General features: G+C 72.6%; 28 protein-coding genes. 18 read left to right on the top strand and 10 right to left on the bottom strand.

Annotated features, from left to right (window positions below):
- Positions 1–3 precede the first annotated feature (3 nt).
- From Ade02nite_RS14985 to Ade02nite_RS14940, 10 genes are all read left to right on the top strand, one after another.
- Positions 4–660 carry a choice-of-anchor M domain-containing protein gene (locus Ade02nite_RS14985; protein WP_203762489.1) on the top strand — a complete coding sequence of 219 codons (657 nt, stop codon included), beginning with the start codon at positions 4–6 and terminating at the stop codon, positions 658–660.
- Complete coding sequence (locus Ade02nite_RS14980; RefSeq protein ID WP_203762486.1) at positions 657–1292, top strand: choice-of-anchor M domain-containing protein; 636 nt, start codon at positions 657–659, stop codon at positions 1290–1292. The genes Ade02nite_RS14985 and Ade02nite_RS14980 overlap by 4 nt, the downstream gene beginning before the upstream one ends.
- 60 nt (positions 1293–1352) lie before the next feature.
- Complete coding sequence (locus Ade02nite_RS14975) at positions 1353–2879, top strand: anchored repeat ABC transporter, substrate-binding protein (RefSeq protein WP_203762483.1); 1527 nt, start codon at positions 1353–1355, stop codon at positions 2877–2879.
- A 12-nt stretch (positions 2880–2891) separates the two neighbouring features.
- Positions 2892–3821 (top strand): choice-of-anchor M domain-containing protein, encoded by a 930-nt coding sequence (locus Ade02nite_RS14970; RefSeq protein ID WP_239168763.1) that lies wholly within the window; start codon positions 2892–2894, stop codon positions 3819–3821.
- Positions 3818–4570, top strand: coding sequence for an anchored repeat-type ABC transporter ATP-binding subunit (locus tag Ade02nite_RS14965; RefSeq protein WP_239168762.1), 753 nt, complete (start codon positions 3818–3820; stop codon positions 4568–4570). The genes Ade02nite_RS14970 and Ade02nite_RS14965 overlap by 4 nt, the downstream gene beginning before the upstream one ends.
- Positions 4571–4616: 46 nt before the next feature.
- Positions 4617–5465, top strand: coding sequence for an anchored repeat-type ABC transporter permease subunit (locus Ade02nite_RS14960; RefSeq protein WP_203762587.1), 849 nt, complete (start codon positions 4617–4619; stop codon positions 5463–5465).
- Positions 5466–6016: 551 nt separating this feature from the next.
- Positions 6017–6274, top strand: coding sequence for a type B 50S ribosomal protein L31 (locus tag Ade02nite_RS14955; RefSeq protein WP_203762480.1), 258 nt, complete (start codon positions 6017–6019; stop codon positions 6272–6274).
- 233 nt (positions 6275–6507) lie between these two features.
- Positions 6508–6744 carry a hypothetical protein gene (locus Ade02nite_RS14950; protein WP_203762464.1) on the top strand — a complete coding sequence of 79 codons (237 nt, stop codon included), beginning with the start codon at positions 6508–6510 and terminating at the stop codon, positions 6742–6744.
- 7 nt (positions 6745–6751) lie between these two features.
- A complete protein-coding gene (locus Ade02nite_RS14945) occupies positions 6752–7093 on the top strand; it encodes a hypothetical protein (protein WP_203762461.1) in 342 nt (113 codons plus the stop codon).
- An 8-nt stretch (positions 7094–7101) separates the two neighbouring features.
- Positions 7102–7554: a hypothetical protein gene (locus Ade02nite_RS14940; protein WP_203762458.1), complete on the top strand. Its 453-nt coding sequence runs from the start codon at positions 7102–7104 to the stop codon at positions 7552–7554.
- Positions 7555–7682: 128 nt separating this feature from the next.
- Here the strand turns inward: Ade02nite_RS14940 and Ade02nite_RS14935 are convergent, their stop codons facing one another.
- The 4 genes from Ade02nite_RS14935 to Ade02nite_RS14920 form a co-directional block, all read right to left on the bottom strand.
- A complete protein-coding gene (locus Ade02nite_RS14935; protein ID WP_203762456.1) occupies positions 7683–8390 on the bottom strand; it encodes a S1C family serine protease in 708 nt (235 codons plus the stop codon).
- A 388-nt stretch (positions 8391–8778) separates the two neighbouring features.
- On the bottom strand, positions 8779–9399 hold the full coding sequence (locus Ade02nite_RS14930) for a DedA family protein (RefSeq protein ID WP_203762454.1): 621 nt from the start codon (positions 9397–9399) through the stop codon (positions 8779–8781).
- A 9-nt stretch (positions 9400–9408) separates the two neighbouring features.
- Positions 9409–9840 carry a BlaI/MecI/CopY family transcriptional regulator gene (locus tag Ade02nite_RS14925; RefSeq protein WP_203762452.1) on the bottom strand — a complete coding sequence of 144 codons (432 nt, stop codon included), beginning with the start codon at positions 9838–9840 and terminating at the stop codon, positions 9409–9411.
- A 9-nt stretch (positions 9841–9849) separates the two neighbouring features.
- Complete coding sequence (locus tag Ade02nite_RS14920) at positions 9850–10749, bottom strand: DUF5996 family protein (protein WP_203762450.1); 900 nt, start codon at positions 10747–10749, stop codon at positions 9850–9852.
- Positions 10750–10857: 108 nt separating this feature from the next.
- Here Ade02nite_RS14920 and Ade02nite_RS14915 point away from each other — a divergent pair, with 108 nt between their 5' ends.
- From Ade02nite_RS14915 to Ade02nite_RS14905, 3 genes are all read left to right on the top strand, one after another.
- Positions 10858–11526, top strand: coding sequence for an HAD family hydrolase (locus Ade02nite_RS14915; protein ID WP_203762448.1), 669 nt, complete (start codon positions 10858–10860; stop codon positions 11524–11526).
- Between the two features lie 78 nt (positions 11527–11604).
- On the top strand, positions 11605–12417 hold the full coding sequence (locus Ade02nite_RS14910) for an NmrA family NAD(P)-binding protein (protein ID WP_203762446.1): 813 nt from the start codon (positions 11605–11607) through the stop codon (positions 12415–12417).
- 110 nt (positions 12418–12527) lie between these two features.
- The gene (locus tag Ade02nite_RS14905) at positions 12528–13454 is read left to right on the top strand and encodes an AraC family transcriptional regulator (RefSeq protein ID WP_203762443.1); all 927 of its coding nucleotides are present in this window, start codon (positions 12528–12530) and stop codon (positions 13452–13454) included.
- Here Ade02nite_RS14905 and Ade02nite_RS14900 read toward each other — a convergent pair whose 3' ends face one another.
- Positions 13455–13910, bottom strand: coding sequence for a hypothetical protein (locus Ade02nite_RS14900; RefSeq protein ID WP_203762440.1), 456 nt, complete (start codon positions 13908–13910; stop codon positions 13455–13457).
- 9 nt (positions 13911–13919) lie between these two features.
- Entirely contained in the window at positions 13920–14969 is a 1050-nt protein-coding gene (locus tag Ade02nite_RS14895; RefSeq protein WP_203762437.1) for a glycosyltransferase, read from the bottom strand.
- A gap of 91 nt (positions 14970–15060) precedes the next feature.
- Between Ade02nite_RS14895 and Ade02nite_RS14890 the strand changes: the two genes are divergently transcribed.
- Positions 15061–15804 (top strand): hypothetical protein, encoded by a 744-nt coding sequence (locus tag Ade02nite_RS14890; RefSeq protein WP_203762434.1) that lies wholly within the window; start codon positions 15061–15063, stop codon positions 15802–15804.
- Here Ade02nite_RS14890 and Ade02nite_RS14885 read toward each other — a convergent pair whose 3' ends face one another.
- Complete coding sequence (locus Ade02nite_RS14885) at positions 15805–16422, bottom strand: SCO2207 family protein (RefSeq protein ID WP_203762431.1); 618 nt, start codon at positions 16420–16422, stop codon at positions 15805–15807.
- A gap of 199 nt (positions 16423–16621) precedes the next feature.
- On the opposite strand from Ade02nite_RS14885, the gene Ade02nite_RS14880 reads away from it, so the two are divergent.
- The gene (locus Ade02nite_RS14880; RefSeq protein ID WP_203762428.1) at positions 16622–17026 is read left to right on the top strand and encodes a hypothetical protein; all 405 of its coding nucleotides are present in this window, start codon (positions 16622–16624) and stop codon (positions 17024–17026) included.
- A 59-nt stretch (positions 17027–17085) separates the two neighbouring features.
- On the top strand, positions 17086–19233 hold the full coding sequence (locus Ade02nite_RS14875) for a putative bifunctional diguanylate cyclase/phosphodiesterase (RefSeq protein ID WP_203762425.1): 2148 nt from the start codon (positions 17086–17088) through the stop codon (positions 19231–19233).
- Here Ade02nite_RS14875 and Ade02nite_RS14870 read toward each other — a convergent pair.
- Entirely contained in the window at positions 19205–19963 is a 759-nt protein-coding gene (locus tag Ade02nite_RS14870; protein WP_203762423.1) for a hypothetical protein, read from the bottom strand. The two genes, Ade02nite_RS14875 and Ade02nite_RS14870, sit on opposite strands and share 29 nt — an antisense overlap.
- Positions 19953–20861 (bottom strand): EamA family transporter, encoded by a 909-nt coding sequence (locus tag Ade02nite_RS14865; RefSeq protein WP_203762421.1) that lies wholly within the window; start codon positions 20859–20861, stop codon positions 19953–19955. The genes Ade02nite_RS14870 and Ade02nite_RS14865 overlap by 11 nt, the downstream gene beginning before the upstream one ends.
- 70 nt (positions 20862–20931) lie before the next feature.
- Here Ade02nite_RS14865 and Ade02nite_RS14860 point away from each other — a divergent pair, with 70 nt between their 5' ends.
- Both Ade02nite_RS14860 and Ade02nite_RS14855 read left to right on the top strand, forming a co-directional pair.
- Positions 20932–21885 carry a GlxA family transcriptional regulator gene (locus Ade02nite_RS14860; protein WP_203762419.1) on the top strand — a complete coding sequence of 318 codons (954 nt, stop codon included), beginning with the start codon at positions 20932–20934 and terminating at the stop codon, positions 21883–21885.
- 56 nt (positions 21886–21941) lie between these two features.
- Complete coding sequence (locus tag Ade02nite_RS14855; protein ID WP_203762417.1) at positions 21942–23054, top strand: phospholipase D-like domain-containing protein; 1113 nt, start codon at positions 21942–21944, stop codon at positions 23052–23054.
- An 8-nt stretch (positions 23055–23062) separates the two neighbouring features.
- Here Ade02nite_RS14855 and Ade02nite_RS14850 read toward each other — a convergent pair whose 3' ends face one another.
- A complete protein-coding gene (locus Ade02nite_RS14850; protein ID WP_203762415.1) occupies positions 23063–23239 on the bottom strand; it encodes a hypothetical protein in 177 nt (58 codons plus the stop codon).
- Between the last annotated feature and the right edge of the window lie 94 nt (positions 23240–23333).

Genomic DNA, 23333 nt, shown 5'->3' with positions numbered 1-23333 from the left:
ACCTTGCACAGATCCCTCCGCCTGTTGCTCGGCAGCGGCGTGCTCGCCACCGCGCTGCTGACCACCGCCGTGCCGGCGCAGGCGTACGCCACCCCCGTCGTTCTCAGCGCGGGCCACGTGGACGTCGTCGACGTGGCCTACGAGGACGGCGCCCTCGAGATCGGCGTCCACGACGAGACCGTCGAACCGGACGTCGAGCGCGAGGTCGACGACGTCGTGCTGCTCGTCAAGCGGGCCGCCCGCACCACCGTCCCGGACAGCACCGCGTTCGGCTTCCTCGGCGCGCCCGGCGCCCGCGTCTGGGTGCTTCCCGAGATCCAGAACGAGGAGTTGCTCTGGCCGGGCCTGTCCGCCGAGGAGATCGAGGCCGGCGTCTTCACCGGCGACACGGTCACCGCGCGGGTCGAGGGGGTCGCCGGCCCCGGCCGCGTGGCCGTCTGGACCGAGGACGCGGTCGGCACGCCGCACATCCTGGTGAACAGCGGCGACGGCCTGCCCGACGCGTTCCCGCTCGCCGCCGGCGCGCACCAGCACGCCAGCTGGGGCTTCCAGAAGGCGGGCACCTACCTCATCAAGGTGCGCGCCACCGGCACCCTCGCCGCCACGGGCGCCACCGTGACGTCGGAGCCGGCCGTCTACCGGATCGTGGTGCAGCCGTGAGGGCCGCAGTGGCGCTGCTGACCGCCGCCGCCGTCCTCGGCCTGTCCGCCGCTCCGGCCGGGGCTGCCCCGGTGACCCTCACGAGCGGGCACGTGGACGTCCTCGACGTCGACTACGCCGCGGGCGCGCTCTCGCTGAGCGTCAACGACGGCACCGGCGGCAGCGAGGTCGAGCGCGACCCCGCCGACGTGGTCCTCCAGGTGCCCGCCGCCTCGAAGATCACCGTGCCGAGCGGCAGCGCCTGGTCGTTCCTCGGCGCCGCGGGCTCGACCGCGTGGGTGCTGCCGCAGGCGAGCACCGCCGGGCTGCTCTGGGCCGGGTGGAACACACTCGAGATCCCGAGCGGCGTGCTCCAGGGCAACTCCGTGACGGTCAAGCTGGCCTCCGTCACGGGCCCGGGCGCGTTCAGCGTCTACACCGTCTCGGCGGGAACACCGTCCACATTGTATGACTCCGGCGACGGCCTGCCGGACAGCCGGACCGTGGCGCGCAACGTGCACGCCCACGCCAACTGGGGCTTCACCCAGCCCGGCACCTACACCGTCACCTTCGAGGTGACCGGCCGGCTCGCGAGCACCGGGGCCACCGTCACCACCGGCGCGAAGGCGTTCACCTTCACCGTCCTGCCGTAAGCGCGCGGGCCCGCTCCACCGCAACTGGAGCGGGCCCACGCCCACCGTACCCGGAGTCTCATGAAACGCCTGCTCGCCGCGACGATGCTGCTCGGCGCCGTGGCCGGTTGCTCGCCCCCGCCCGCCCTCAGCGACGCCGACGGCCGTGTCCAGGTCGTCACCACCACCGGCATCCTGGCCGACCTCGTCCGCAACGTCGGCGGCGAGCGCGTCCTCGTCGACTCGATCGTCCCGGACAGCGCCGACGCGCACGCCTACGAGCCGACCCTGCGCGACGTCCGCAACATCGTCTACGCCGACCTGGCCTTCAGCAACTACCTGCTGCTCGAGGCGCAGAACGTCATCAAGGCCCTGGACGCCAACCTCCCGGACGGCGTCGAGCAGATCTCGCTCGCCGAGGGCGCCACCAAGTACGCCGCCGAGATCATCCCGCTGGTCGAGGACGTCTCGCTCGACACGGTCTGGCTCGGCCTGCGGGTGCACGGGGACGGCGCACACCTGGGCGCCGACCGCACCTCGGACGTCCGGCTCACCGCCACGGCGGCCGACGGGCCGGGACGGCTCACGGCCTACCTGACCGAGTCGTTCGGCAACCCGGACGTCTTCGTGGACTCCGGCGACGGCTTCGACCCGGCGAACGGCTACCGCGACGACACCGCCGTCCTGCCACCGGAGGCGCACACCCACATGAGCTGGGCCTTCAGCGAGGCCGGCGCCTACCGCCTCACCCTGCGCGCGCAACTGGCCGTCAGCGCCGACAGCAGGCCCGTGCCGATGGGCGAACGGACGCTCACCTTCGCCGTCGGCGTCGACCCGCACACCGTGCCCGGCATGGCGGGCGCGACAGTGCTGCGCGGCGGCCACACCGACATCACCGCCGACCTCGACAGCGGCGACATCCACCTGCTCGCCGACGACAAACGGCTCGATCCGGCCCGCACCGTCATCGAGGTGCCCGCCAAGGCGCTGCGCGAGGTGCCCGCCGGCCCGGGGCTGCGCTTCCTCGGCCGGCCCGGCACGCGCGTCTACCAACTGCCGCAGGCGGTTCTCGGCCGGCACGTGCACGGCGAGATCGATCCGCACCTGTGGCAGGACGTGCGCAACGCCCAGGCGTACGCCGAACTGATCCGCGACAGCCTCATCGCTGCCGATCCCGCCGGCACGGCCACCTACCGGGCGAACACCGACCGATACCTGCGCGAGCTGACCGCGCTCGACGACTACGTGCGCGAACGCATCACCGCGATACCCGCGCCGAGCCGGTACCTGGTGACGACGCACGATGCGTTTGCTTACCTCGCGAAGGCGTACGGAATGGTGATCGCGGGTTTTGTCACCCCGAACCCCGCCGTGGAACCGAGCCTGGCCGACCGGCGGCGCCTCACCGAGACCCTGCGCAACCTGCGCGTGCGCGCGGTCTTCCTGGAACCGAACCTGCGCGCCCGATCGTCGACGCTCGTCGAGGTCGCGCGCCAGGAGGGCGTGCGCGTCTGCGACATCTACGGCGACGCCTTCGACGACCGGGTCACCGATTACGTGGCGATGATGCGCTTCAACGCCGATTCCCTTGCCCGCTGCCTGACCTGACGAGGACTCCCCTTGCCTTTCTCGCTACCGCGCCTCGCGGCCGCCGCCGTCCTGGCGTTCGCCTCCCTCGCCACTCCCGCGGCCGCCGCCACACCGACGGTGCCCGCGCCCTCCGGCGGGCTCGAGCAGACGCTCGACGCCGACCAGCAGCAGGCGCGCGGAAACGCCGTCCTGGAGACCGGCCACGTCGACATCGGCCCGCGCCACCGCGACGGCACCTGGACCATCCAGATCCACGACGACCACGCGGTGCCGTCGGTCTGGCGCGATCCGGCGGAGACCGTCCTACGGGTACGCGACACCGCGCGCCAGCCGGTGCCCGACGACGAGGCGTACGCGTTCCTCGGCGAGAAACCCGGCAAGCAGGTGCACGTGGTGCCGCAGACCGAGCGCCAGGGCGTGGTCTGGATCGGCTGGAACACGCAGGATCCCGGCGTCCTGAAGGCGATCAGCCGCGGCGTCACCATGACCCTGCGCGGCGTGCAGGGCCCCGGCACGTTCTCGGTCTTCCTCCAGTCCGGCAACCTGGGCGCGCCCCAGGTGCTGTGGAGCTCGAAAAAGCCCTACCCTCAACCGATCTGGGTGGAGACCAACACCCACACCCACGCCAACTGGGTCTTCGGCGAGCCCGGCAGCTACCTGCTCGCGGTCGACATCAGCGCCGACCTGGCCGACGGCTCCACCGCCACCGCGAGCACCGTGCTGCGCCTGGCCGTCGGCGACACCACCGACCCCGCCTCGGCCCGCACGGCCGCGTTCACCCAGCCCCTGCCTTCGATGTCCGCGCAGGCCGCGGCACAGTCCGATCCCCCCAGCCGTCCGTGGCAGCTCCCACTCCTGGCCACCGCCGGCGTGCTGCTCGCCGTGACCGTCGCCGCCCTCGCCGTACGGCAGGGCACGGTCCGCCGCCGCGCCGAACGCGACCGGGAGGCCGCGCGATGACCGCCGCCCTGGAGATGACGGACGTGAGCGTCGACCTGGGCGGCCGCCCCGCGCTGCGGGAGGCGACCCTGCGCGTGGACACCGGCGAGTTTCTCGGCCTCCTGGGCCCCAACGGCGCCGGCAAGACCACGCTGCTGCGCGCCGCCCTGGGCTTGGTCCCCCTGCGCCATGGCCGGGTCGCCGTGGACGGCCGCCCCGTGCGCCGCGGCGGCTCCCCCGCCGGCTACGTCCCCCAGCGCCACGAGTTCGCCTGGGATTTCCCCGCCTCGGTGGAGGACGCCGTCCTCAGCGGCCTGGTGCGCCACATAGGACTGTTCCGCCGCCCGCGCGCCCGCCATTGGCAGGCCGCCTGGGACGCCCTCGATCAGGTCCATCTCGCCGACCTGCGCCGAAGACCGGTCGGCGAGCTCTCCGGCGGCCAGCGCCAACGCGTCCTCGTCGCCCGCGCCCTCGTCCTCGCCCCGCCCGTGCTGCTGCTGGACGAGCCGTTCACCGGCCTCGACCTGCCCGCCCAGGAAACCCTGACCGGCCTGTTCACCACCATCGCCCGCGACCGCGCCGTCGTCATGGCCACCCACGACCTCGCCGCCGCCGCGTACACCTGCGACCGCCTGATCCTGCTCAACCGCACCGTCGTCGCCTCCGCTCCCGCAGCCGAGCTGAACGACCCCGAAGTCTGGATGCGCACCTTCGATGTCGGGCCCGGCAGCCACGTCCTCAAGTCCCTGTCCAGCTTCGTAGGAGCGTGACGGTGCCTGCCGCCGCACTCTCCCCCGGCCGCTTCGGAGCGTGACCGTGTCTCCCCTGCAGTTCCTCGCCGACCTGGCCAACCCCGACCTGGCCTTCCTGCCGAAGGCCCTCACCATCGCCACCCTCTCCGCCATCATGTGCGGCGTGGTCGGCTGCTACGTCGTCCTGCGCGGCATGGCCTTCATCGGCGACGCCGTCGCCCACGCGGTCTTCCCCGGCCTGGCCGTCGCCTTCCTGTTCTCCGGCAGCCTCGTCCTGGGCGGCACCGTCGCGGGCGTCGTCACCGCTCTGCTGGTTGCCGTCTTCGCCCAGAACCGCCGCCTCAAAGAGGACTCCGTCATCGGCATCTTCTTCGTCGCCGCCTTCGCCCTGGGCATCGTCGTCATCTCCCGCGCCCCCGGCTACGCCGGCTCCCTCCAGCAGTTCCTGTTCGGTTCCATAACCGGAATCCCCGACCGAGACCTGTACGTGGTAGCCGCCGCCACCATCGCCGTCCTGCTGGCAGTGCTGCTGCTGCACAAGGAGTTCGTGGCCGTGACCCTGGACCGCGAGATGGCCCGCGCCCTGGGCCTGCGCGTCTTCTGGCTGGACCTGGTGCTCTACGTCCTGGTCACCCTGGCCGTCGTGATGGCCGTCCAAACCATCGGCAACATCCTCGTCCTGGCCTTGCTGGTCACCCCGGCCGCCACAGCCCGCCTGTTGACCGACCGCCTGCCCGCCATGATGGCCCTGGCCCCCACCATCGGCGCCACCTGCGCCGCCATCGGCTTGTACCTCTCCTGGTCCTGGGACCTCCCCGTAGGCGGCACCATCGTCCTCACCTTGACCGCCGCCTTCCTCCTGGCCCACCTGCTCGCCCCCCGCCACGGCTTGATAGCCCGCCTAGCCACCTGACCCCACCGGGAACGGAACAGTCCGTTCCCCCACGCCCGCCAAGCCACCGCCGGAACAGAACAGCCCGATCCGATCCGCCGGCCCTCAAGCCCTCGCGGAACGGAACACTCCGTTCCCCTACCCCACGCCAATCCACTGCGGAACAGAACCGCCCCTTCGGTCCGCGCCCCCCAAGCCCGCACGGAACGGAACACTCCGATCCGGTCCGCCGCGCCCCCAAAGCCCGCACGGAACGGAACACTCCGATCCGATCCGCCGCGCCCCCAAACCCACACGGAACGGAACACTCCGTTCCCCCACCCCGACGCCAATCCACTGCGGAACGGAACCGCCCCTTCGGTCCGCCGCGCCCTCAAAGCCCGCACGGAACGGAACACTCCGATCCGGTCCGCCGCGCCCCCAAGCCCGCACGGAACGGAACAGTCCGTTCCGGTGCCCGATCGGCGCCTGCACCGCCCGGAAGCCGAACGCTCCGTTTCACGCCCTTGCCAGGGCGCGACCCGCCTGCGGAACGGAACACTCCGTTCCGCTTCTACCCTGGAGGATCACCTGTGAAGAAGGACATTCATCCCTCGTACGGCTATGTCGTGTTCCGCGACCGTGGTGCCGGCTATCAGTTCTTGACGCGGTCGACTGCGGTCAGCGACAAGACGATCGAGTGGGAGGACGGCAACACCTACCCGGTCGTCGACGTTGAGATCTCGGCCGCCAGCCATCCCTTCTGGACCGGTCGCAGCCGCGTGCTCGACACGGCTGGGCGCATCGAGAAGTTCCGTGCCAAGTACGCGCGCTTCTCGGACGGCGACTGACGACGCCGCGGAGGCGGGACCACTCGAGATCGCCGGATGCGGTTACGGCGAAGTGTCGCGACCGCATTCGACGTGTCCGCCTGCGCCTTTGATTCTCTTTCATGTTTGGGGCACGCGGCCGAGGGGTGGCGGAGCAGGGAGAATATGTGGTCCGTTCGGTTAACGGGTGACCGGCCCCGAATAGGCCATTAGGGCCAATCCGCGTTTTGGGATCTTGTGCCATTGTGCCTTCAATGGACATATGGGGACTCGCGCTTCTGGCGAGTGAGCGGTCCGGCGAGAGCGATGTCAAGGGAGACCTGGCCGACATCGTCGGCTACTTCCTCGGATTGTTCACGGCGGCCGGGCTGCTGGTCGGCTACATGCGCCTCATCCAGGAAAGACGGACGTTCGGCGCGCCGGAGTACGCCTACATCATGGTGCTTCTGTCCGGCTGCGCGGTCTGGCTGTTCCTGGTGTTCCGCGAGTGACCTCAAGATGATCGAAAAGGAGCCTGAGGTGCCGGATCCGAACACCGCGGAGTCGCTCGTGGCGCGGCTGGAGAATGCCGTGCTCCGCGCCGAGTCCCTGGTCGCCAAGCTCGAGGCGCTCGCCCCACCGGCCCTCTCTCGGCAACACGAGCCCAGCGCCCCACCGAGCATGAACGAACCGCCCGGCCCGCCAGGTGGGCAGCGCGAGCCGAGCGACCCGATGGGCGCGCACCACCCGCCGATCGGGCGGATGATCGCGCAGCAGAAGGTGCCGATCATTTTGGGGCTCGCGGCGTCGTTTCTTGCGGTTGTCGCGGTGTTCGCTTTGTTCTATGGGCGGTGGTCGTGAGTTCGCGCGTGGCCTGGGCCATCCTGCCGTTCGGCTTTGTGCTGAGCGTGATCGACGCGTGGTTCTCGATCCAGTCCATCGCCGGCTCGATCGGGGCGGAAGACGCGCCGGACTATGTTGTCGCCTCGGTGGTGGGGCTTTTTCTCACCGGCTTCGCCGTTTTTCTTCCCGTGCTCAAGCAGGCCTTCCGGTCCGTTCTGTGGGGCCTTTTGTGGTTCTTGATGACCGTCGGTGATGTGGGCACCAGCATTTTCGGCGCCATCTGGTACGGCGCCATGCACCACGATTTCCGAGAGCCCATCATGTTCGCGAGCATTCACTACCAGCCGTCGAACTGGCAGGCCACGGCCGTCTACATCGTCTTCGTGGTGACCGTGCAGGCGTGCTGTGTCGCCTTCGGTTACGCGATCCTCGCCCTCAGCCGGGGCGCCGAACAGAGGACGACAAGCGCCTATTGGTGACGGACACCCGCGTCGCACGGTCGGCGCAGGAGACCGCCACCGAAGCCGGCGGCCTCGGCCCGTCCCGCGACGGACGTCGAAGGCGGCAGTGAGTGAGCCGGCGGCCTTACATGGCAGGCGGCCGATGCCTATCCACGTCCGATCAGGTCGGTGGCGACCTGGCGGGCGCGCTCGATCGGGACGGCGAAACCGATGCCGATGTTGCCGCCGCCTTCGAGGGTGGCGATGGCCGTGTTGACGCCGATCACCTCGCCGCGGGCGTTCACCAAGGGGCCGCCCGAATTGCCGGGGTTGATGGACGCGTCCGTCTGGACGGCGGTTCGGCGCGCGCCGTCGCCGAGGCGCACCGGGCGGTCGAGGGCGCTGATGATGCCGGCCGTCACCGTGCCGGACAGCCCCAAGGGCGAGCCGACCGCCAGGACCGATTCACCAACCCTGGCGGTACGGGGACCGGCCAGCGCCAGCGGCGGCAGATCGGCCGACGCGTCCACGCGCAGGACGGCTATGTCGTTGGCCCGATCCGATCCGACGACCGTGGCGGTGAGGCTGCGCCCGTCCGCGCCGACCACGGCGACCGTGCCACCGGCCGCGACGACGTGGTGGTTGGTGACAATGTGCCCGCGGTCGTCGAAGACGAAGCCGGACCCGGATCCGTTGCCCGCCCGCACCGACACCACCCCGGGGAGCACCCGGGCCGCCGCGCCGACCAGGTCGCCCGGCACCCCGGCCACCGGAGCCGCCGCCACCGAGCCGGTGTCACGGCCGGCCACGTAGCCGGCCACCCCGCCCGCGCCCACGGCCAAAGCCAGGCCCACCGCCAGGAGTCCGGCCGCCATCTTCACGGACCCCTTCGCCGGCACCGACTGCGTCGCAGCACCCGACGGCAAAGCGGCCGACGCGTATGCGGCCGGCGCGTATGCGGCCGGCGCCGAAGCGGCCCGAGGAAGAGCCGTCAGCGGCGAATCGGCCGACGCGAACGCGGACCGCCGGAAAGCGGCCGAAGCCGAAGTGCTGGCAGACGAAGGGCCCGGAGCGGAAGCAACCCCCGGAGACAGGAACCGCGGACCGCGGGGCACCGGGCCCAGACCTTCGATGCTCATGGCTTCGCTCCTCTCGCCGGCGGGCTGGAACGGGCGGACGCCCGGGGTTGGGGGCACACACCGAGCGCCCGCCCTCGTGTCCCATGACAGCGCGGGGGACCGAAAACCGAGCGAAGGAGAAGCGCTACTCGCGGGTGGCCGTTCGGCGGCGGGCCCGCAGGAGCTCGATCCCGACCGGGATCAGGGAGACCAGGACGATGGCGATGAGGATGAGCTCGATGTTCGAGCGCACGAAGGCGACCTGGCCCAGGAAGTAGCCGAGGATCGTGACGCCGCAGGCCCAGCCGGTGCCGCCGATCAGGTTGAAGGTGAGGAAGGTCCGGTAGTGCATGTGGCCGGCGCCGGCGACGATCGGGGTCAACGTGCGGACGATGGGGACGAAGCGGGCGAGCACCACCGAGCGGGGGCCGTGCCGGGCGAAGAAGGCTCGGGCGCGGGTGAGGTTCTGCTGCTTGAACAGGCGGGAGTCGGGGCGGCGGAACAGTGCCGGGCCGAAGCGGCGGCCGAAGGCGTAGCCGAACTGGTCGCCCGCGACGGCGGCGGCCGAGGCGAGCAGGCAGACGAGCCAGAGCGGTTGGTGCAGGTACGTCCCGCCGGCCACCAGCAGCCCGGCCGTGAACAGCAGCGAGTCGCCGGGCAGGAAGAAGCCGACGAGCAGGCCGGACTCGGCGAAGATGATCGCGAGGAGCCCGATCAGGCCGAACGCCGAGATCAGCCGTTCGGGATCGAGGAAGGACGGGCCCATCGCGCAAACCTACACGCTGTAGGAGTTCGCGGCCGGGTCGTCGAGCAGGGCGCGCAGCAGCTCGGCGTCGCCCTGGTCGAGCGAGGCGGCGAACTGCCGCAGGACGGCCTGCCGGTCGGGGCGGCCGGCCAGCACGGCGTTCATCTGGGCGGCCGCCGTGGTCGCCTCGTCGCGCGCGGGCCAGTAGACGTGCCCGCGGCCGGCCCGGCGGCGCAGCAGGGCGCCCTTGGCGTGCAGCCGGATCAGGATGGTCTGCACGGTGTTGTAAGCGAGGTCACCACCCACCGCGGTCCGCACCTCGGCCACCGTGGCCGGCTCGCCGCGCCGCCACAGCTCGGCGAGGACCGCGGCCTCCAGCGACCCGCCCGACCGACGGCCGCCCCCAAAGCGAGAGCCGAGGCCGTCCCTGACGCGAGAGCCCAGGCCCTCCCCCGATGTCATACCCGCACGCTAGCGCTCGAGCGCGGCGCGATCCCACTTGGCGAGGGCGGCCGCGGCCTCGTACGTGGATCGGAGGAACTCGGTCAGGGCCGCGTCCGGATCGGGGGCGGAGGCCACCGCCTCGTACGGGAGCAGGAACTCCCGGATGTCGTGGTCGTAGTGGGCCGCCTCCGGGCGTACCGGATAGGAGCTGTAGCCGTCGGGCTCCGGATAGGCGTACGCGTAGAAAGCGCCCTCCTCGCCGCCACCGGGCCAGAACCCGAAGCTGGCGAGCTCGTGCGAATAGGCCTCGTGCATGACCGACGGCGGGCAGTTCGGGGCGCCGCCGGGATGTTGCGGGGCGCCGCGGCCGGAGAAGCGGGTGTGCGCCAGGTCCATCGCACCCCAGAAGAAGTGGACCGGGCTGGTCTTGCCGAGGAACTCCCAGCGGAAACGGCTCATCACGCGCTCGGCCTGGAGCAGTTGGCGCCAGAACAGGCGCGCGGCCTCCCCGTCGTACGACTTGTGTTGCTCGTCCTCGGCGAAGGGGATGGCCGGGTCGACCTCGTTGGGCACGGGATGGATCACCGTCTCGATGCCGAGCTCGGCCAGGGCGAGCATGGTCTCCTGGTAGAACCGCGCGACGGTCTTGGGCTCCAGGGCGACCGTGCGGGAGCGGCCGTCGCTCGTGGCGACGCGGAGGACCTGGTCGAGGAAGTCGAACTCGATCTCGAACGATCCGTCCCCGTGCGGGATGGCCGACGTCGTGAGGCCGCGCGCGCTCGGGTAGAGCGTCACGTGCCACCAGTGGTTGACCGCCGGTGCGTGCGCCATCCGGACCTTGCCGACGATCTGCGTCCACAGCTGGAGTGTGTCGCGCGTGTCGGCCCAGTCGGTCACCCGCAGCCGCGGCCATCTCTGATGTTCCATCGCCCGAGCCTGCCATCAGCGCCCGCCCGATGCCCGCCGACCCGGCGCAGATCACAGGCGGCACGGCGGCGGAGTGTTCGCGGCGAAGATCATGGGTACCCGGCAGCCATGAGATCCGGTGTTCTCTTCGACGTCGACGGCACCCTGGTCGACACCACCTACCTGCACACGGTCGCCTGGTGGGAGGTGCTGCGCCAGCTCGGCGAGGACGTCCCGATGGCGCGGATCCACCGGGCCATCGGGATGGGCTCCGACAAGCTGCTCGATCACCTGCTCGGGACCGACCGCGACCGGGACGGCGACGAGCAGGCCTCGAACGCACACGACGTCCTCTACGGCGCCTGGTGGGAGCGGCTGCGCCCGCTGCCGAAGGCGGCCGAGCTGCTGCGCGCGGTCGCCGGGCGCGGCCTCGCGGTCGTGCTGGCCTCGTCGGCCAAGGCGCCGGAGCTGCGACAGCTGCGCCGGGTGCTCGACGCGGACGACGTGATCGCGGCGGCCACGTCCTCCGCCGACGCCGAGCAGAGCAAGCCCGCGCCCGACATCCTCCAGGCCGCGATCGACCAGGCCGGCATCGATCCGCGAGCCGCCGTCTTCGTCGGCGACTCGGTCTGGGACGTGCGGGCCGCCGCCAAGCTGGACATCCCGTGCATCGGCGTCGCCTGCGGCGGCACCTCGGGCGGCGAACTGACCGAGGCCGGCGCCGTGGCCGTCTACGACGACCCGGCCGCCCTGCTCGCGGACCTCGGCAACTCGGCGATCGCCACCCTGCGGAAGTAGCGGCGGCGAGCGTTTCGCTTATGTCGTTGCGAGTTCTGGGCATTCTGCGTCTCGCCGCGCGCCGCTGTACTGGAGTGCATGACGAACACGACGCTTCTGATCGGTGGGACGGGCAAGACGGGACGGCGGGTGGCCGAGCGCCTGGAGCGGCTCGGCGTGGAGGTGCGGGTCGGGTCGCGGAGCAGTGCCACGCCGTTCGACTGGCACGACGAGTCGACGTGGGGGCCGGCGCTCGACGGGGTGCGGGCCGCGTACATCACCTTTTATCCCGATCTGGGGTTGCCGGGGGCCGCGGACAAGGTGGGGGCGTTCGCCGAGCTCGCCGCCAAGAGCGGGGCCGGCCAGCTGGTGCTGCTCTCCGGGCGGGGCGAGGAGCTGGCGCAGGAGGCCGAGCGCAGGGTTCAGGACGCGGGCACCGGGTGGACGATCGTGACCTGCGCCTGGTTCATGCAGAACTTCAGCGAGGACTTCCTCGTGGACGCCGTGCGCGGCGGCGACATCACGCTGCCCGCGGGGGACGTGCCGGAACCGTTCGTGGACGCCGAGGACATCGCCGACGTGGTGGCGGCGGCGCTGACAGATCAAAGACATCAGGGCCGGCGGTACGAGCTGACGGGGCCCCGCGCGCTGACCTTCGGCGACGTGGCGGCGGAGCTGAGCCGGGCCACCGGGCGGACCGTCAGGTACACGCCGATCACCCATGAGCGGTATCGGGACGTTCTGCGGGAAGCGGGCCTGCCGGTGGAGCTCGGCGACATGTTCCGGCACATCCTCGACGGGCGGAACGTGCGCACGGCCGACGGGGTACGGGAGGCGCTCGGGCGGCCGGCGCGGGGCTTCGCCGAATACGCGGCCCGGTGCGCGGCCACCGGAGTGTGGGACCCGGCCTGATCGCCGGGAGCGGGCAAGTGCCGCCGGCGTGCGCGTCCCGGTCCTGCTCGGCCTGCGCGCCTGTCCGGCACCGGACAGCCGTGACCGGGGCGGCCGGTACGGTGTCGGGCATGGACGCGCTGAGCGGACTGCTGGACGGGCCCCGGGCGCGCGGAGCGTTCCTGCTGCGGTCGGTGCTCGACCCGCCGTGGGGGATGCGGATCCAGGACGAGTCGCCGCTGTCGGTCATCACGATGGCGCGGGGCGACGCGTGGATCATGCGCGCGGGCGAGGCCGGCTCGCGGATCGGGCCCGGGGATGTCGCGGTGGTGAGCGGCTCATCCCCGTACGAACTAGGTGATCAGCCAGGCCGGAAACCGCAGGTGGTCATCCATCCGGGGCAACGCTGCGAAGCAGCGGACGGCACGGAGCTGCGCATGACGGGGCAGGGCGTGCGGACGTGGGGTGCGCGGCCGGACGGCGCGACCGTGATGGTGAGCGGCACCTACCAGATGCACAGCGAGGTCAGCCGGCGGCTGCTCGACGCGCTGCCGAGCGTGCTGGTGCGGCCGGTGGAGCCGAGCGACCGCGCGCTGATCGACCTGCTCGTGCGCGAGATGGACAGCACCGAGCCGGCCCAGGAGCTGGTGCTCGACCGGCTGCTCGACCTGGTGCTGGTGTCGGTGCTGCGGTCGTGGCTGGCGACGCCCTCGCCCGGCCGGCCGGGGTGGCATCAGGCGCAGGCCGACCCGGTGGTGGGGCCGGCGCTGCGCCACGTGCACGGCGATCCGGCGTACGGCTGGACCGTCTCCGCCCTGGCGAGCACGGCGGGCGTCTCCCGGGCCTCGTTCGCGCGGCGTTTCGGGGAGCTGGTGGGCGAGCCGCCGATGGCCTACCTGTCGGGCTGGCGTCTCACCCTCGCGGCCGACCTGTTGCGCCAGGGCGACGCGACGCTCGAGGCGGTGGCCCGCCAGGTGGGGTACGGCAGCGCGTTCTCGCTGAGCAACGCGTTCAAGCGGCGGTACGGGGTCAGCCCGCAGGACTATCGCCGGCGGTGATCAGCCGCCGGCCGCGGCCTGCGACGCCTGCCACAGCGCGATCTGCACACCCACCACGAAGATCTGGACGGGCAGCGGCATGCCGGGCAGGTCGGCCTCGACCTCGCCGGACCACGCGCTGGTGCGGCGCAGCGAGCCCACCTTGATGCCGGCGGAGAGCAGCTCCTGCTGGTTGCCCCAGAGTGAGGTGCGGCGGAACTCGTAGACGCGGCCGCCCGCGTGCACCGACCAGTTCTTGCGGCCGGCCCGCTCGACGTGGGCTACCTCGCCGCCGGCCTGGTCGAGCATGCGGAAGCGGCTGCCCCACGCGTTCGAGCGCACGGCGAAGGCGCGGCCGTCGACCTCGAAGTCTCCGCCGGTGCGCCACCACGACGGGTCCCACACGGCGACCTCGCGGCCGTCGGCGACCATCCTGTACTGGCCGCGCCACATGCTCTTCTTCTCCGCGGTCAACATGATCTGAGGCTAGCCAAGCCGCGCCAGCACTTCGACGACCGTCTCCGGCCCGGGCATGGCCGCCATCTCGTCGCGAACCTCGGCCGCGGCCTTGGCCAACGAACCATCGGTGATCAGCCGGGTGAGGGCGGCCGGGGTGATGTCACGCTCGTCCAGGGCCAGGCCGGCGCCGCGCCGTGCCACCAGGCCGGCGTTGTGGCGGCGGTCGCCGGGGCCGTTCGTGACCAGCTGCGGGACGCCCGCGTGCAGGGCGGCGAGGGTGGTCCCGGCGCCGCCGTGGTGCACGATGCCGGCGCACTGGGCGAGCACGTCCGGGATCGGCGCCCAGCCGGTCGCGGTCACGTTCGCCGGCAGGGGCCCGCGGACGTCGGGGCGCAGCAGGACGAAGTCGGCGTCGACCTCGGCGGCCGCGGCCACGACGGTTCGCATCAGCCGGTCGCGGCCGGGCCCCGGCACGGTGCTGCGGCTGACGAGCACGCGGGCGCGGCGCGGCGGCGCGGTCAGCTCCGGTGGCGGGGCGCCCTCCCCCGCGTACGGGACCGCCCGCATCGGCAACCCGGAACGGCCCGGCAGGACGCTGGGCGGCGCGATGCTGATGATCGCGGCCGGGGGCGGTGCCTGCGGATCGACCGCCGACACCAGTGCCGGGCCGTCGTACAGCGAGTTCTCGTGCAGCACCGCGGGGACACCGCGCGGCGGCACGGCGAGCGGCTCGTGGACGACCAGAGCGGGTTGATGGCGTGCGGTAGCCTCGGCCAGGCCGCGGGCCATCCGCTCGTTCACCGCCGCGAAGAGCTTGCCCACCATCCGGGTGCCGGCGCGGCCGGCCATCTCCGAGCGGGCGAGCAGTGGGTGCCGCAGCGCGACCCGGGCCGCCACCGGGCCGAAGCGCAAGCCGGGCGCCACGTCGTGCACGGCGAGCCCGGCCTGGCCGACGGCGAGCGCGTCACCGGCCGTCGCGACGAGCACGTCGTGGCCGGCGTCGCGCAGCACCCGGGCCAGCGGGACAAGGGGAAAGACATGACCGAGTAGTGGAGCCGACACGACCAGTATCCGCATGCCGGCCAGCGTAGGGCGATGCGGCACCCGGCGTCAGGCCCGGCTATCTTGGTCGCCGCTGAGAAATGGCTGAGAAACGGGGATGACGATCATGAAGATCGGATCGATAACGGGCACCGCGATCGTGCTTGCGTCGGCAGTGGCACTGAGCGGCTGCGGCGGCAACGGCGACAGCGACGCCAAGGACAGCCCGGCCGCGGCGTCGTCGACCAGCACCGGCAACGGGGTCGAGGCGCTCACCGGGCAGGAGATCCTCGACAAGGCGCGGGCCGCGCTCAAGGACGCCAAGTCCTACCACGTCGCGGGCAGCATGGTCGAGGAGGGCGACAAGACCACCATCGACCTCAAGATCGCCGGTGAGGACGTCGTGGGCCACGTCACGACGAAGGACGGCAAGATCGAACTGCTCGCGGTGGGCCAGCAGCGCTTCTTCCGGCCGGACCCGGCCTTCTGGACCGCGCAGGGCGCCGAGGGCAAGACCGTGGCGAAGGCCATCGGCGACCGCTGGGTCAAGGTCGACCCGTCCGACACGAGCTCGGCCGACATGTTCAGCATCACGAACATCGAGGACGCCCTGAAGAACGAGGGCACCGTCGCCAAGGGCGAGACGAAGCAGGTCGACGGCAAGAAGGCCATCGCGCTGACCGACTCGGCGGACGGCAAGGACGGCGGCGTCCTCTACGTCGCGACCGAGGGCGAGCCCTACCCGCTGCGCCTGGACGGCCCGACTGCCGCCGACGGCAGCCTGGCGTTCACCGAGTACGGCGAGACGTTCGCCGATCTCAAGGTGCCGGCCGCCGCCGACGTCGTCGACCTGAAGGACCTCGGCAAGTAACTAGCCGACGCGCTCGATCACGGCCCGGCGGACGAGGAACTTGCCGGGCTCGCGGATCTGCTCGAAGGCGGCGTTGTTGAGCAGGACGCAGCTGCCCGACGTGGTCTCGACCTTGACGGTGATGCTCTTGTTGTTGTCGAGGTTGGTCACCTTGAGGGTCGTGCCGATCGGGAAGGTGCCGCTCGACGCGAACGGCGCCCCGGCCTCGCCGGAGAGCGTGACGGTCGAGCCCTTGCAGACGACCTCGCCGGCCCCGGCGGCCGGCGGGGCCGCGGGGGCCGCCGTCGTCGGCTTCGCCGGATTTGCCGGCGCTGCCGCGGGAACCTCGGCGGCCACGTCGGCGTCGCACCCCGCCACCTGACGCCGCTGGTTGATCAGGTCGACGACGGCCTGCCGGTTGGCGATGCGCGCCTGCGACTGCGCGTCCGGCGCCGCCCGCTGCCCGGCGATGAACTGAAGGTTCTGCCGCAGCGCCTGGTCCAGCCCGGCGCAGTTCTCCCCCGCGCTGCTCAGCCCGGTGCCGACGGCGAACGCGCCGCCCGCGAGCACCACGGCGGACGCGCCGAGCACCACCTTGCGGGTCGTCGGGGACATCGTGCTGCGGCGGGTCCGGTACATCGCATCGCTCCTCGGAAGCTGTCGGGCTCTCTCGATCGACAACTACGGGGTGATCGACGGCCCCGGATGAGCGCCGCACATTAAAGAACCTTAAATCCCGTACGGGCAGGCGGACCGTTACCGGGTCGTGTCGCACGGCACGGTTAGTCGCGCGGCGGCCGGGGAAATGGATCCCCTTGATGATCTTCAGGGGGGAACGATGAACGCGGACGACCTGGACCGGCGGCGGGCGGCGATCCGGCAGCGGCAACTGCTGCTGGCGCTGGAGCAGTGGGGGCCCTCGTACGTGGGGCGCATCACGAAGGCGAGCGAGGAGGAGCTCGCCTGGCTGAAGCGCCAGAAGGCGCCGGCCGGGCCCGCCCGCAGCGCGGCGGAGTGGAACGAGATACGCCGGGAGCAGGGACGGCAGGCCAACGCCGCGGCGAGTGCCGCGTTCGGTGCCGGTGACTACGCGCGGGCTCGCGACCTGGTCGACGAGGCCCGGGCGTACGGCGCCGTGCTCGAGACCGAGTGGCAGCGCCTGCACGAGTTCATCGACGCCAAGGCCGGGCCCGAGGCGCCGCCGAGGCCGGAGCCGGGGCCGGACGTGCGCGCCGCGGCCTGAGATTCGCTCAGCTCGGCCGCTCCGGCGCCGATCACTCCCCCATGAGGGGAGGAGCCACCATGCCCAGGGCCTGGTACACGCCGTTGGCGGTCGCTGCGGCGCTGGCGGAGATCGTGCTGATCGCGGTCGGCACCCACGTCGCGTTCTCGTGGCTCCTCGTGTGGGTGCCGGCCGTCTCCGGGCTCGCGCTGGCGGTCGCGGCCTATCGCAGCGCCACCGCCTCGGCCGAGGGCTCCCTGCGGACGTTCTGGCGCCGCGTCATGGTCGCCATGACCGCGGTGTTGCTGGCCGCGGTCAGCCAGGTCGCCGACCTCGCCACGACCACCTGGTCGGGCATGCCGCCGATCGGGGCGAGGACCCTTCTGCTGTACGTGGTGGGCACGCTCCTCGCCATCGCGGCCCTGCTCCGATTGCCGGGCGGCGGCCGTAGCCGGAGCCGGCTGACGACGGCCGTGCTCGACGTGGCCGTGGTGGCGGTGACCGCCGGGATCGGCGCGTCCGCGTACCAGGGCTGGTTCATCGACCGGTTCGGCGTGAGCGGCTCCGCCTGGTGGCTGAACATCGCGATGATGGCGATCGCGGTCGCCGGCATCGTGGTCGTCGTCAAGATCATGTCTGCCGGGCAGAGCCCGGTGCCACGGGCCGCCCTGTGGTGGCTGGCCCCGGTCGGCATCGCGGGGCCGCTCTCCACGGTGCTGATGACCCTGCTGCTGCCGTGGCCGCACCTCAACGGCAGCGCCGCGGTGCTGCCGTTCGTGGGCCTGCTCGGCGTGCTGGCCGCGCGCTCCGAGGGCCCCGCCGCGGTGTCGCACCAGTCGTCCCGCCGCGGCACCGCGGTCCCGCTGGTCGCCACCGGCCTGACCAGCGTGCTTCTGGCGACCGTGTACGTGCGCACCGGCGACCTCGGCACCGCGCAGGTGGCCGGCACGGTGGCCCTGCTGCTGCTCGTGGTGGCGCGGCAGGCCGTGGCGCTCGCCGAGAACGCGCGGCTGCTCGGCGCCGTCGCGCACCGGGCCGCCCACGACGACCTCACCGGCCTGTACAACCGGCGGCACTTCACCGAGGCCGTCGCGCCCGGCCACACCGTGGTGATGATCGACCTGCGCGACTTCCGTGCCATCAACGACGGGCTCGGGCCCGAGGCGGGCGACGCGCTGCTCGTGGCGTTCGCCGGGCGGCTCACCGAGCTGGCCGGCCCCGGCGCGGTGGTGGCCCGGATCGGCGGCGACGAGTTCGGCGTGCTCCTGCCGGGCGCGACGGACTTCGCCGCGCGGCTGGTCGCCGCCACCGCGGAGCCGCTGCGCGCCGCCGGTCACGACATGATCGTCGACGTCTCGGTGGGCATCGGCGACTCCTACCGCGACGCCGAGATCGCGCTGCGCGAGGCCGCCGGCGGCCGCGTCGTCCGCTACGACGCCTCCCTCGAGTGCGAGCTGCGCCAGCGGGCGACGCTCGCCGCCGACCTGCGCCGTGCCCTGACGGACGGCGAGTTCCACCTGCTCTACCAGCCCGTCGTCGCGCTGCCCGGCGGCGAGCTCGACGGCGTCGAGTCGCTGGTGCGCTGGCGCCGCCCGACCGGCGAGGTCGTCTCCCCCGCCGACTTCATCCCGGTGGCCGAGGACACCGGCCTCATCGTCGAGCTGGGCGCCTGGATCCTCGACACCGCCTGCGCCCGGGCCGCGACGTGGCCCGGCCTGCGCTCGGTCGCGGTGAACGTCTCGGCGCGGCAGCTGCTCGACCCGGCCCTGCCCGACGTGGTCGCCGCCGCGCTGTCCCGGCACGGCGTACCCCCGTCCCGGCTGACCATCGAGATCACCGAGACGGCGGTCTTCGGCGGCGGCCGCGCCCTGGCCACGGTCAAGGCCCTGTCGGCGCTGGGCGTCAGCATCGCCCTCGACGACTTCGGCACCGGCCACTCGTCGCTGGGCCTGCTGCGCACCTGCCCGGTCGACGCCATCAAGGTCGACAAGTCCTTCGTGGACGGCCTCGGCGGCACCCCCGAGCAGGAGGCCATCGTCACCGCCCTCACCGGCATCGCCGAGACGATGGGCCTGCGCACAGTGGCCGAGGGCGTCGAGACCGCGGAGCAGGCCCGGCGCCTGCACCAGCTCGGCTACCGGCACGCGCAGGGCTTCCACTTCGCCCGCCCGCTGCCCGCCGAGGCGATCGACGACCTGCTCAGGCAGCGTCAGCCCGCGGCGGCCTGAGCTCGCGCAGGGCCTCGTAGGCGGGGACGGCGTTGCCGCCGAGCCAGAAGGCGCGGGCGACCAGGAACGGCAGGAACTGCCCCTCGAAGGCGCCGAGCCGCCCGGTGTGCCGGCGCACCCGCATGTCGGGGGTGGGCATCGCCTTGACCACGAGCAGCGGCTCGGGCCCCTGCGCCTCGACGCCGGTCACGGCGTGCCACGGCACGAAGTGCTCCAGGACCAGCGAGCGGTGATAGACGCCGGTCGGCGTCACGACGATCACGCCGGGCGCCAGCCGCAGCAGCACGACGAGGAACCACCCGAGAAAGAGCGCCACGCCGCCGAGGAGCGCGGCCACCACGAACCCGGCCGTCGTGCCGCCGAGCGCGAGCAGCACCGCGTATCCGGCGGCGAGGACGACGGCAGCGCCCAGCGTCACCGACAACCAGTAGTAGGGCCATCGCGAGTACCGGAACGCGCGCCCCTTCTCGCCCTGATCGGTGACGCCCTCGGCCGGGCCGCCCACCGCCGCGCGGGGACGCCGGAGCAGGCTGACCGACAACCCCGCGACATGCGCGAGCAGGACGGCGCCGGCCCCGAGGAGCAACGCCGCCCCGGCGTCCCCGTCGGCGGCGGCGCCCACCGTGACGAACACCAGGAGCAGGGCGAACACCACCAGGCCGGCGGCGGTCAGCACCCTGCGCGCCGACCTGGGCGGCCGCGGCCAGTCCTCCGGCAGTTCATCCCGCACGGTCGTTCACCGTACGCGCGCCCGCCGCGGCGCGCTCGTCCTGGTCGAGCGGGGCGGGGGCCAGCACGATCAGGGCGACGCCCACGGCGATGACGGCGGTGGCGAGCAGCGTGCGCGCGGTCAGCGGCTCACCGAGAAGCCACCAGCCGAGCAGGACGGCCACCACCGGGTTCACGAAGGCGTACGTGCCGGCGATCCGGGGCGCGACGTGGTCCAGCAGCCAGGTGTACGCGGTGTAGGCGACCAGGCTGCCGAAGACGATCAGGTAGCCCACGGCCAGCGCCGCGCGGGCGGTCACGTCGATGCGGGACCATTCGCCGGTGAGGCCGGAGAGCACGGCCAGGACGGCGCCCGCGCTGAGCATCTCGACGGCGCTGGCCATCAGGGCCGAGGCGGGGCGGGGCGCGTGCCCGGCGTAGACGGTGCCGAGGCCCCAGCACAGCGCCCCGGCGAGGGCGACCGCGATCGCCACCGCGTCGCCGCCGCCCTGGGGCCGGGCCAGCGTCGCCACGCCGGCGAACCCCGCGGCCAGGCCGAGGGCCACCGGCCAGGTGATCCGCTCGTGGTCGGCGACGCGGCGGCCGAGCACGATCCAGAGCGGGATGCTGGCCAGGAACAGCGCCGTGATGCCCGAGGAGAGCCACTGCTCGGCCCACGCCGCGCCACCCGTGCCCGCCGCCGGCAGCAGCAGTCCCTGGATCGCGCCGGCGTGCCACTGCGGGCGGTCCGGGTGCGGCATGCGGCGATACCGGCAGTACGCGTAGAGCAGCGCCCCGGCGATCAGGAAGCGGACGGCGTTCATCGTCAGCGGCGGCACGCCCTCCAGCCCGACCTTCTGCGCCAGATAGGTGGAGCCCCACACGACGTACACGATCATCAGCGGTCCGACGAAGCTCATGGCTCTGCCGTACCCGCGTCGAGGTGGCAGATTTGCCATCCGTGCCGCAGTTCGTGCCATCCTGAGGGGCATGACGGACGAGGTCGCCGTGGTCGTCGGCGAGCCGGTGCCGGCGTTCGAGCTCGGCATCGCCAGCGAGATCTTCGGGCTGCCGCGGGCCGACCCGGAGCTGCCCCGCTACCGGTACGAGGTGTGCGCCGCGGCGCCCGGCCCGCTGCGCACCTCGACCGGCTTCCTGGTGACGCCGTCGGCGGGGCTCGACCGGCTCCGCCGCGCCGGCCTGATCATCGTCACCGGCGCCGCCCCGCCCGTGCCGCCGCCCTCCGCCGAGCTCGTGGCGGAGCTGCACCGGGCCGCCGGCCGGGGCGCGACCGTGGCGGCGCTGTGCACCGGCGCGTTCACGCTCGCCGCGACCGGCCTGCTCGACGGGCGGACGGCGACCACCCACTGGCAGTACGCGGAGGAGCTGGCCACCCGCTTCCCGGCCGTCACCGTCGACCCCGACCGCATCTACGTGGTGGACGGCCCGATCGCCACCAGCGCGGGCGCGTCGGCCGCCATCGACCTGTGCCTGCACCTGATCCGCCGGGAGCACGGCGCGGACGTCGCCAATCGGGTGGCCCGCGAGATGGTGGTGCCGGCCCACCGCAGCGGCGGCCAGGCGCAGTTCTCCCGCCGCCCGGTGACGCCGCCGAACGCCGGGCCTGGCCTGGCCGAGCTGCTCGACTGGGCCGCCGATCACCTGGAGGCCGACCTGTCGGTGGGGGCGCTCGCCGCCCGCGCCGCGATGTCGCCGCGCACGTTCATCCGCCACTTCACCGCGTCCACCGGTGCGACTCCCGCCGCGTGGGTGCGCGAGCAGCGCGTGCGCCGTGCCGAGCAGCTGCTGGAGCGGGCCGACGGCACGATCGCCTCGGTCGCCCGCCGATGCGGCTTCGGCAGCGTCGACACCCTGCGCCGCCACTTCCGCCGCGCGCGCGGCGTGGGCCCGGAGGCTTACCGAGCCGCCTTCCGTGCTCGATAGGCGCATCAGTCACCGACGCGACTGCGGCCGCTCACGATCGCCAGAACACTGGCGGCATGGGTATCGACCTGGGAAACGTGGAGCTCTACGCCGGGCCGCCCGCGCTCGGCGGGCCGGACGACCTGGACAGGGTCATCCGCGAGTTCATCGGCGGCGCCACGACGTCGCTGCTGATCGCCGTACAGGAGCTCGACTCCCGCGCGATCGCCGAGGAGATCTTGGCCGCCAAGGCCCAGAAGGTGCGCGTGCAGATCGTCCTCGAGGGCGACTACCTGCTGGAGGACCCGCCCGCCGCCGACCCGTGGAGCCTGGCCGGCGACAACGAGGTCAACCGGGTGATCCACGCGGCCCTGCTGCGCGGCGGCGTCGACCTGATCACCGACCTCAACCCGAAGATCTTCCACCAGAAGTTCATCGTGCGCGACCCGGGCGAGCCCACCGCCGCGGTCCTCACCGGCTCGGCGAACTTCACGCTGACCGACACCGGCACCAACCCGCCCGGCGGGCAGGCCAAGCCCGGCAACAACCTCAACCACGTCCTCGTGCTGCGCGGCCGCACGGCCGCCGCGCTCTACCAGCGCGAGTTCGAACGGCTGCGCAGCGGCACCTTCGGCGAGCTGCGCGAGCGGCGGGAACCCCGGCCGGCCGAGTTCCGCCTCGGGCAGCTGCGGGTCAAGCCCATCTTCGCGCCGCACCAGGGCCCCGAGATGGAGATCATGAAGCAGATGCTCAAGGCCCGGCAGCGGGTGGACTTCGCGATGTTCACCTTCGCCCAGTCGTCCGGCATCGACGACACCATGGCGTGGCTGCTGCGCGCGGGCATCGCGGTGCGCGGCGTGCTCGACCGGGCGCAGGGCAGCCAGGCGTGGGCGGCCACCCGGCCGTTGCGCGAGGCGGGCGCGCAGCTGTTCGAGAACGCTCCCGGCAACGGCGTCCGCAAGGTCCACCACAAGCTGATGGTGATCGACGAGCGGCTGGTCATCGCCGGCAGCTTCAACTACACGGCGCCCGCCGCCACGCTCAACGACGAGAACATCGTGGTCCTCGGCGACCTCGAGGAGACCGGCGCGGCGGCCGAGGAGGCACAGCGCGGGCTCGCCTCGTACGCCCTCACCGAGATCGACCGGATCATCACGACGCTGTCCCGGCCCGTCCGGGCGGACCGCTAGAGTCGCCCTCAGCGGGCCGGCTGCGGCTCCGGCGCACTGGTGCTGCCCGGGGCCGACTGGCCGAGGGCGATGGCGGCGGCGTGCAGGTAGGCGCGGTCGCCGCTCGCCACGTACTGGGCGCGGAGCAGGGCGGCGATCTCGTGCGCGGTGGCCGAGCGGGAGTCGGCGGCAACTGTCTTGAACATGGTCACACTTTCTCGATCAGACCGGACCATGATGCTCCGCTGAACTCTTGGCGACATCATCCGAAACGGTGATGCCGACGCCGACCAACGGATG

The organism is Paractinoplanes deccanensis, assembly GCF_016862115.1.
GTDB classification, from domain to species: domain Bacteria; phylum Actinomycetota; class Actinomycetes; order Mycobacteriales; family Micromonosporaceae; genus Actinoplanes; species Actinoplanes deccanensis.
This window is presented reverse-complemented; position numbering and strand designations above follow the sequence as displayed.

What these genes read in the sequence shown, in the direction of transcription:
- Ade02nite_RS14895 (WP_203762437.1), bottom strand. Translation starts at nt 14,969, where the DNA reads ATGCGGATACTGGTCGTGTCGGCTCCACTACTCGGTCATGTCTTTCCC.
- Ade02nite_RS14890 (WP_203762434.1), top strand. Translation starts at nt 15,061, where the DNA reads ATGAAGATCGGATCGATAACGGGCACCGCGATCGTGCTTGCGTCGGCA.
- Ade02nite_RS14965 (WP_239168762.1), top strand. Translation starts at nt 3,818, where the DNA reads ATGACCGCCGCCCTGGAGATGACGGACGTGAGCGTCGACCTGGGCGGC.
- Ade02nite_RS14975 (WP_203762483.1), top strand. Translation starts at nt 1,353, where the DNA reads ATGAAACGCCTGCTCGCCGCGACGATGCTGCTCGGCGCCGTGGCCGGT.
- Ade02nite_RS14850 (WP_203762415.1), bottom strand. Translation starts at nt 23,239, where the DNA reads ATGTTCAAGACAGTTGCCGCCGACTCCCGCTCGGCCACCGCGCACGAG.
- Ade02nite_RS14930 (WP_203762454.1), bottom strand. Translation starts at nt 9,399, where the DNA reads ATGGGCCCGTCCTTCCTCGATCCCGAACGGCTGATCTCGGCGTTCGGC.
- Ade02nite_RS14950 (WP_203762464.1), top strand. Translation starts at nt 6,508, where the DNA reads ATGGACATATGGGGACTCGCGCTTCTGGCGAGTGAGCGGTCCGGCGAG.
- Ade02nite_RS14860 (WP_203762419.1), top strand. Translation starts at nt 20,932, where the DNA reads ATGACGGACGAGGTCGCCGTGGTCGTCGGCGAGCCGGTGCCGGCGTTC.
- Ade02nite_RS14865 (WP_203762421.1), bottom strand. Translation starts at nt 20,861, where the DNA reads ATGAGCTTCGTCGGACCGCTGATGATCGTGTACGTCGTGTGGGGCTCC.
- Ade02nite_RS14880 (WP_203762428.1), top strand. Translation starts at nt 16,622, where the DNA reads ATGAACGCGGACGACCTGGACCGGCGGCGGGCGGCGATCCGGCAGCGG.
- Ade02nite_RS14875 (WP_203762425.1), top strand. Translation starts at nt 17,086, where the DNA reads ATGCCCAGGGCCTGGTACACGCCGTTGGCGGTCGCTGCGGCGCTGGCG.
- Ade02nite_RS14945 (WP_203762461.1), top strand. Translation starts at nt 6,752, where the DNA reads ATGATCGAAAAGGAGCCTGAGGTGCCGGATCCGAACACCGCGGAGTCG.
- Ade02nite_RS14925 (WP_203762452.1), bottom strand. Translation starts at nt 9,840, where the DNA reads ATGACATCGGGGGAGGGCCTGGGCTCTCGCGTCAGGGACGGCCTCGGC.
- Ade02nite_RS14885 (WP_203762431.1), bottom strand. Translation starts at nt 16,422, where the DNA reads ATGTACCGGACCCGCCGCAGCACGATGTCCCCGACGACCCGCAAGGTG.
- Ade02nite_RS14920 (WP_203762450.1), bottom strand. Translation starts at nt 10,749, where the DNA reads ATGGAACATCAGAGATGGCCGCGGCTGCGGGTGACCGACTGGGCCGAC.
- Ade02nite_RS14935 (WP_203762456.1), bottom strand. Translation starts at nt 8,390, where the DNA reads ATGGCGGCCGGACTCCTGGCGGTGGGCCTGGCTTTGGCCGTGGGCGCG.
- Ade02nite_RS14855 (WP_203762417.1), top strand. Translation starts at nt 21,942, where the DNA reads ATGGGTATCGACCTGGGAAACGTGGAGCTCTACGCCGGGCCGCCCGCG.
- Ade02nite_RS14915 (WP_203762448.1), top strand. Translation starts at nt 10,858, where the DNA reads ATGAGATCCGGTGTTCTCTTCGACGTCGACGGCACCCTGGTCGACACC.
- Ade02nite_RS14900 (WP_203762440.1), bottom strand. Translation starts at nt 13,910, where the DNA reads ATGTTGACCGCGGAGAAGAAGAGCATGTGGCGCGGCCAGTACAGGATG.
- Ade02nite_RS14905 (WP_203762443.1), top strand. Translation starts at nt 12,528, where the DNA reads ATGGACGCGCTGAGCGGACTGCTGGACGGGCCCCGGGCGCGCGGAGCG.
- Ade02nite_RS14910 (WP_203762446.1), top strand. Translation starts at nt 11,605, where the DNA reads ATGACGAACACGACGCTTCTGATCGGTGGGACGGGCAAGACGGGACGG.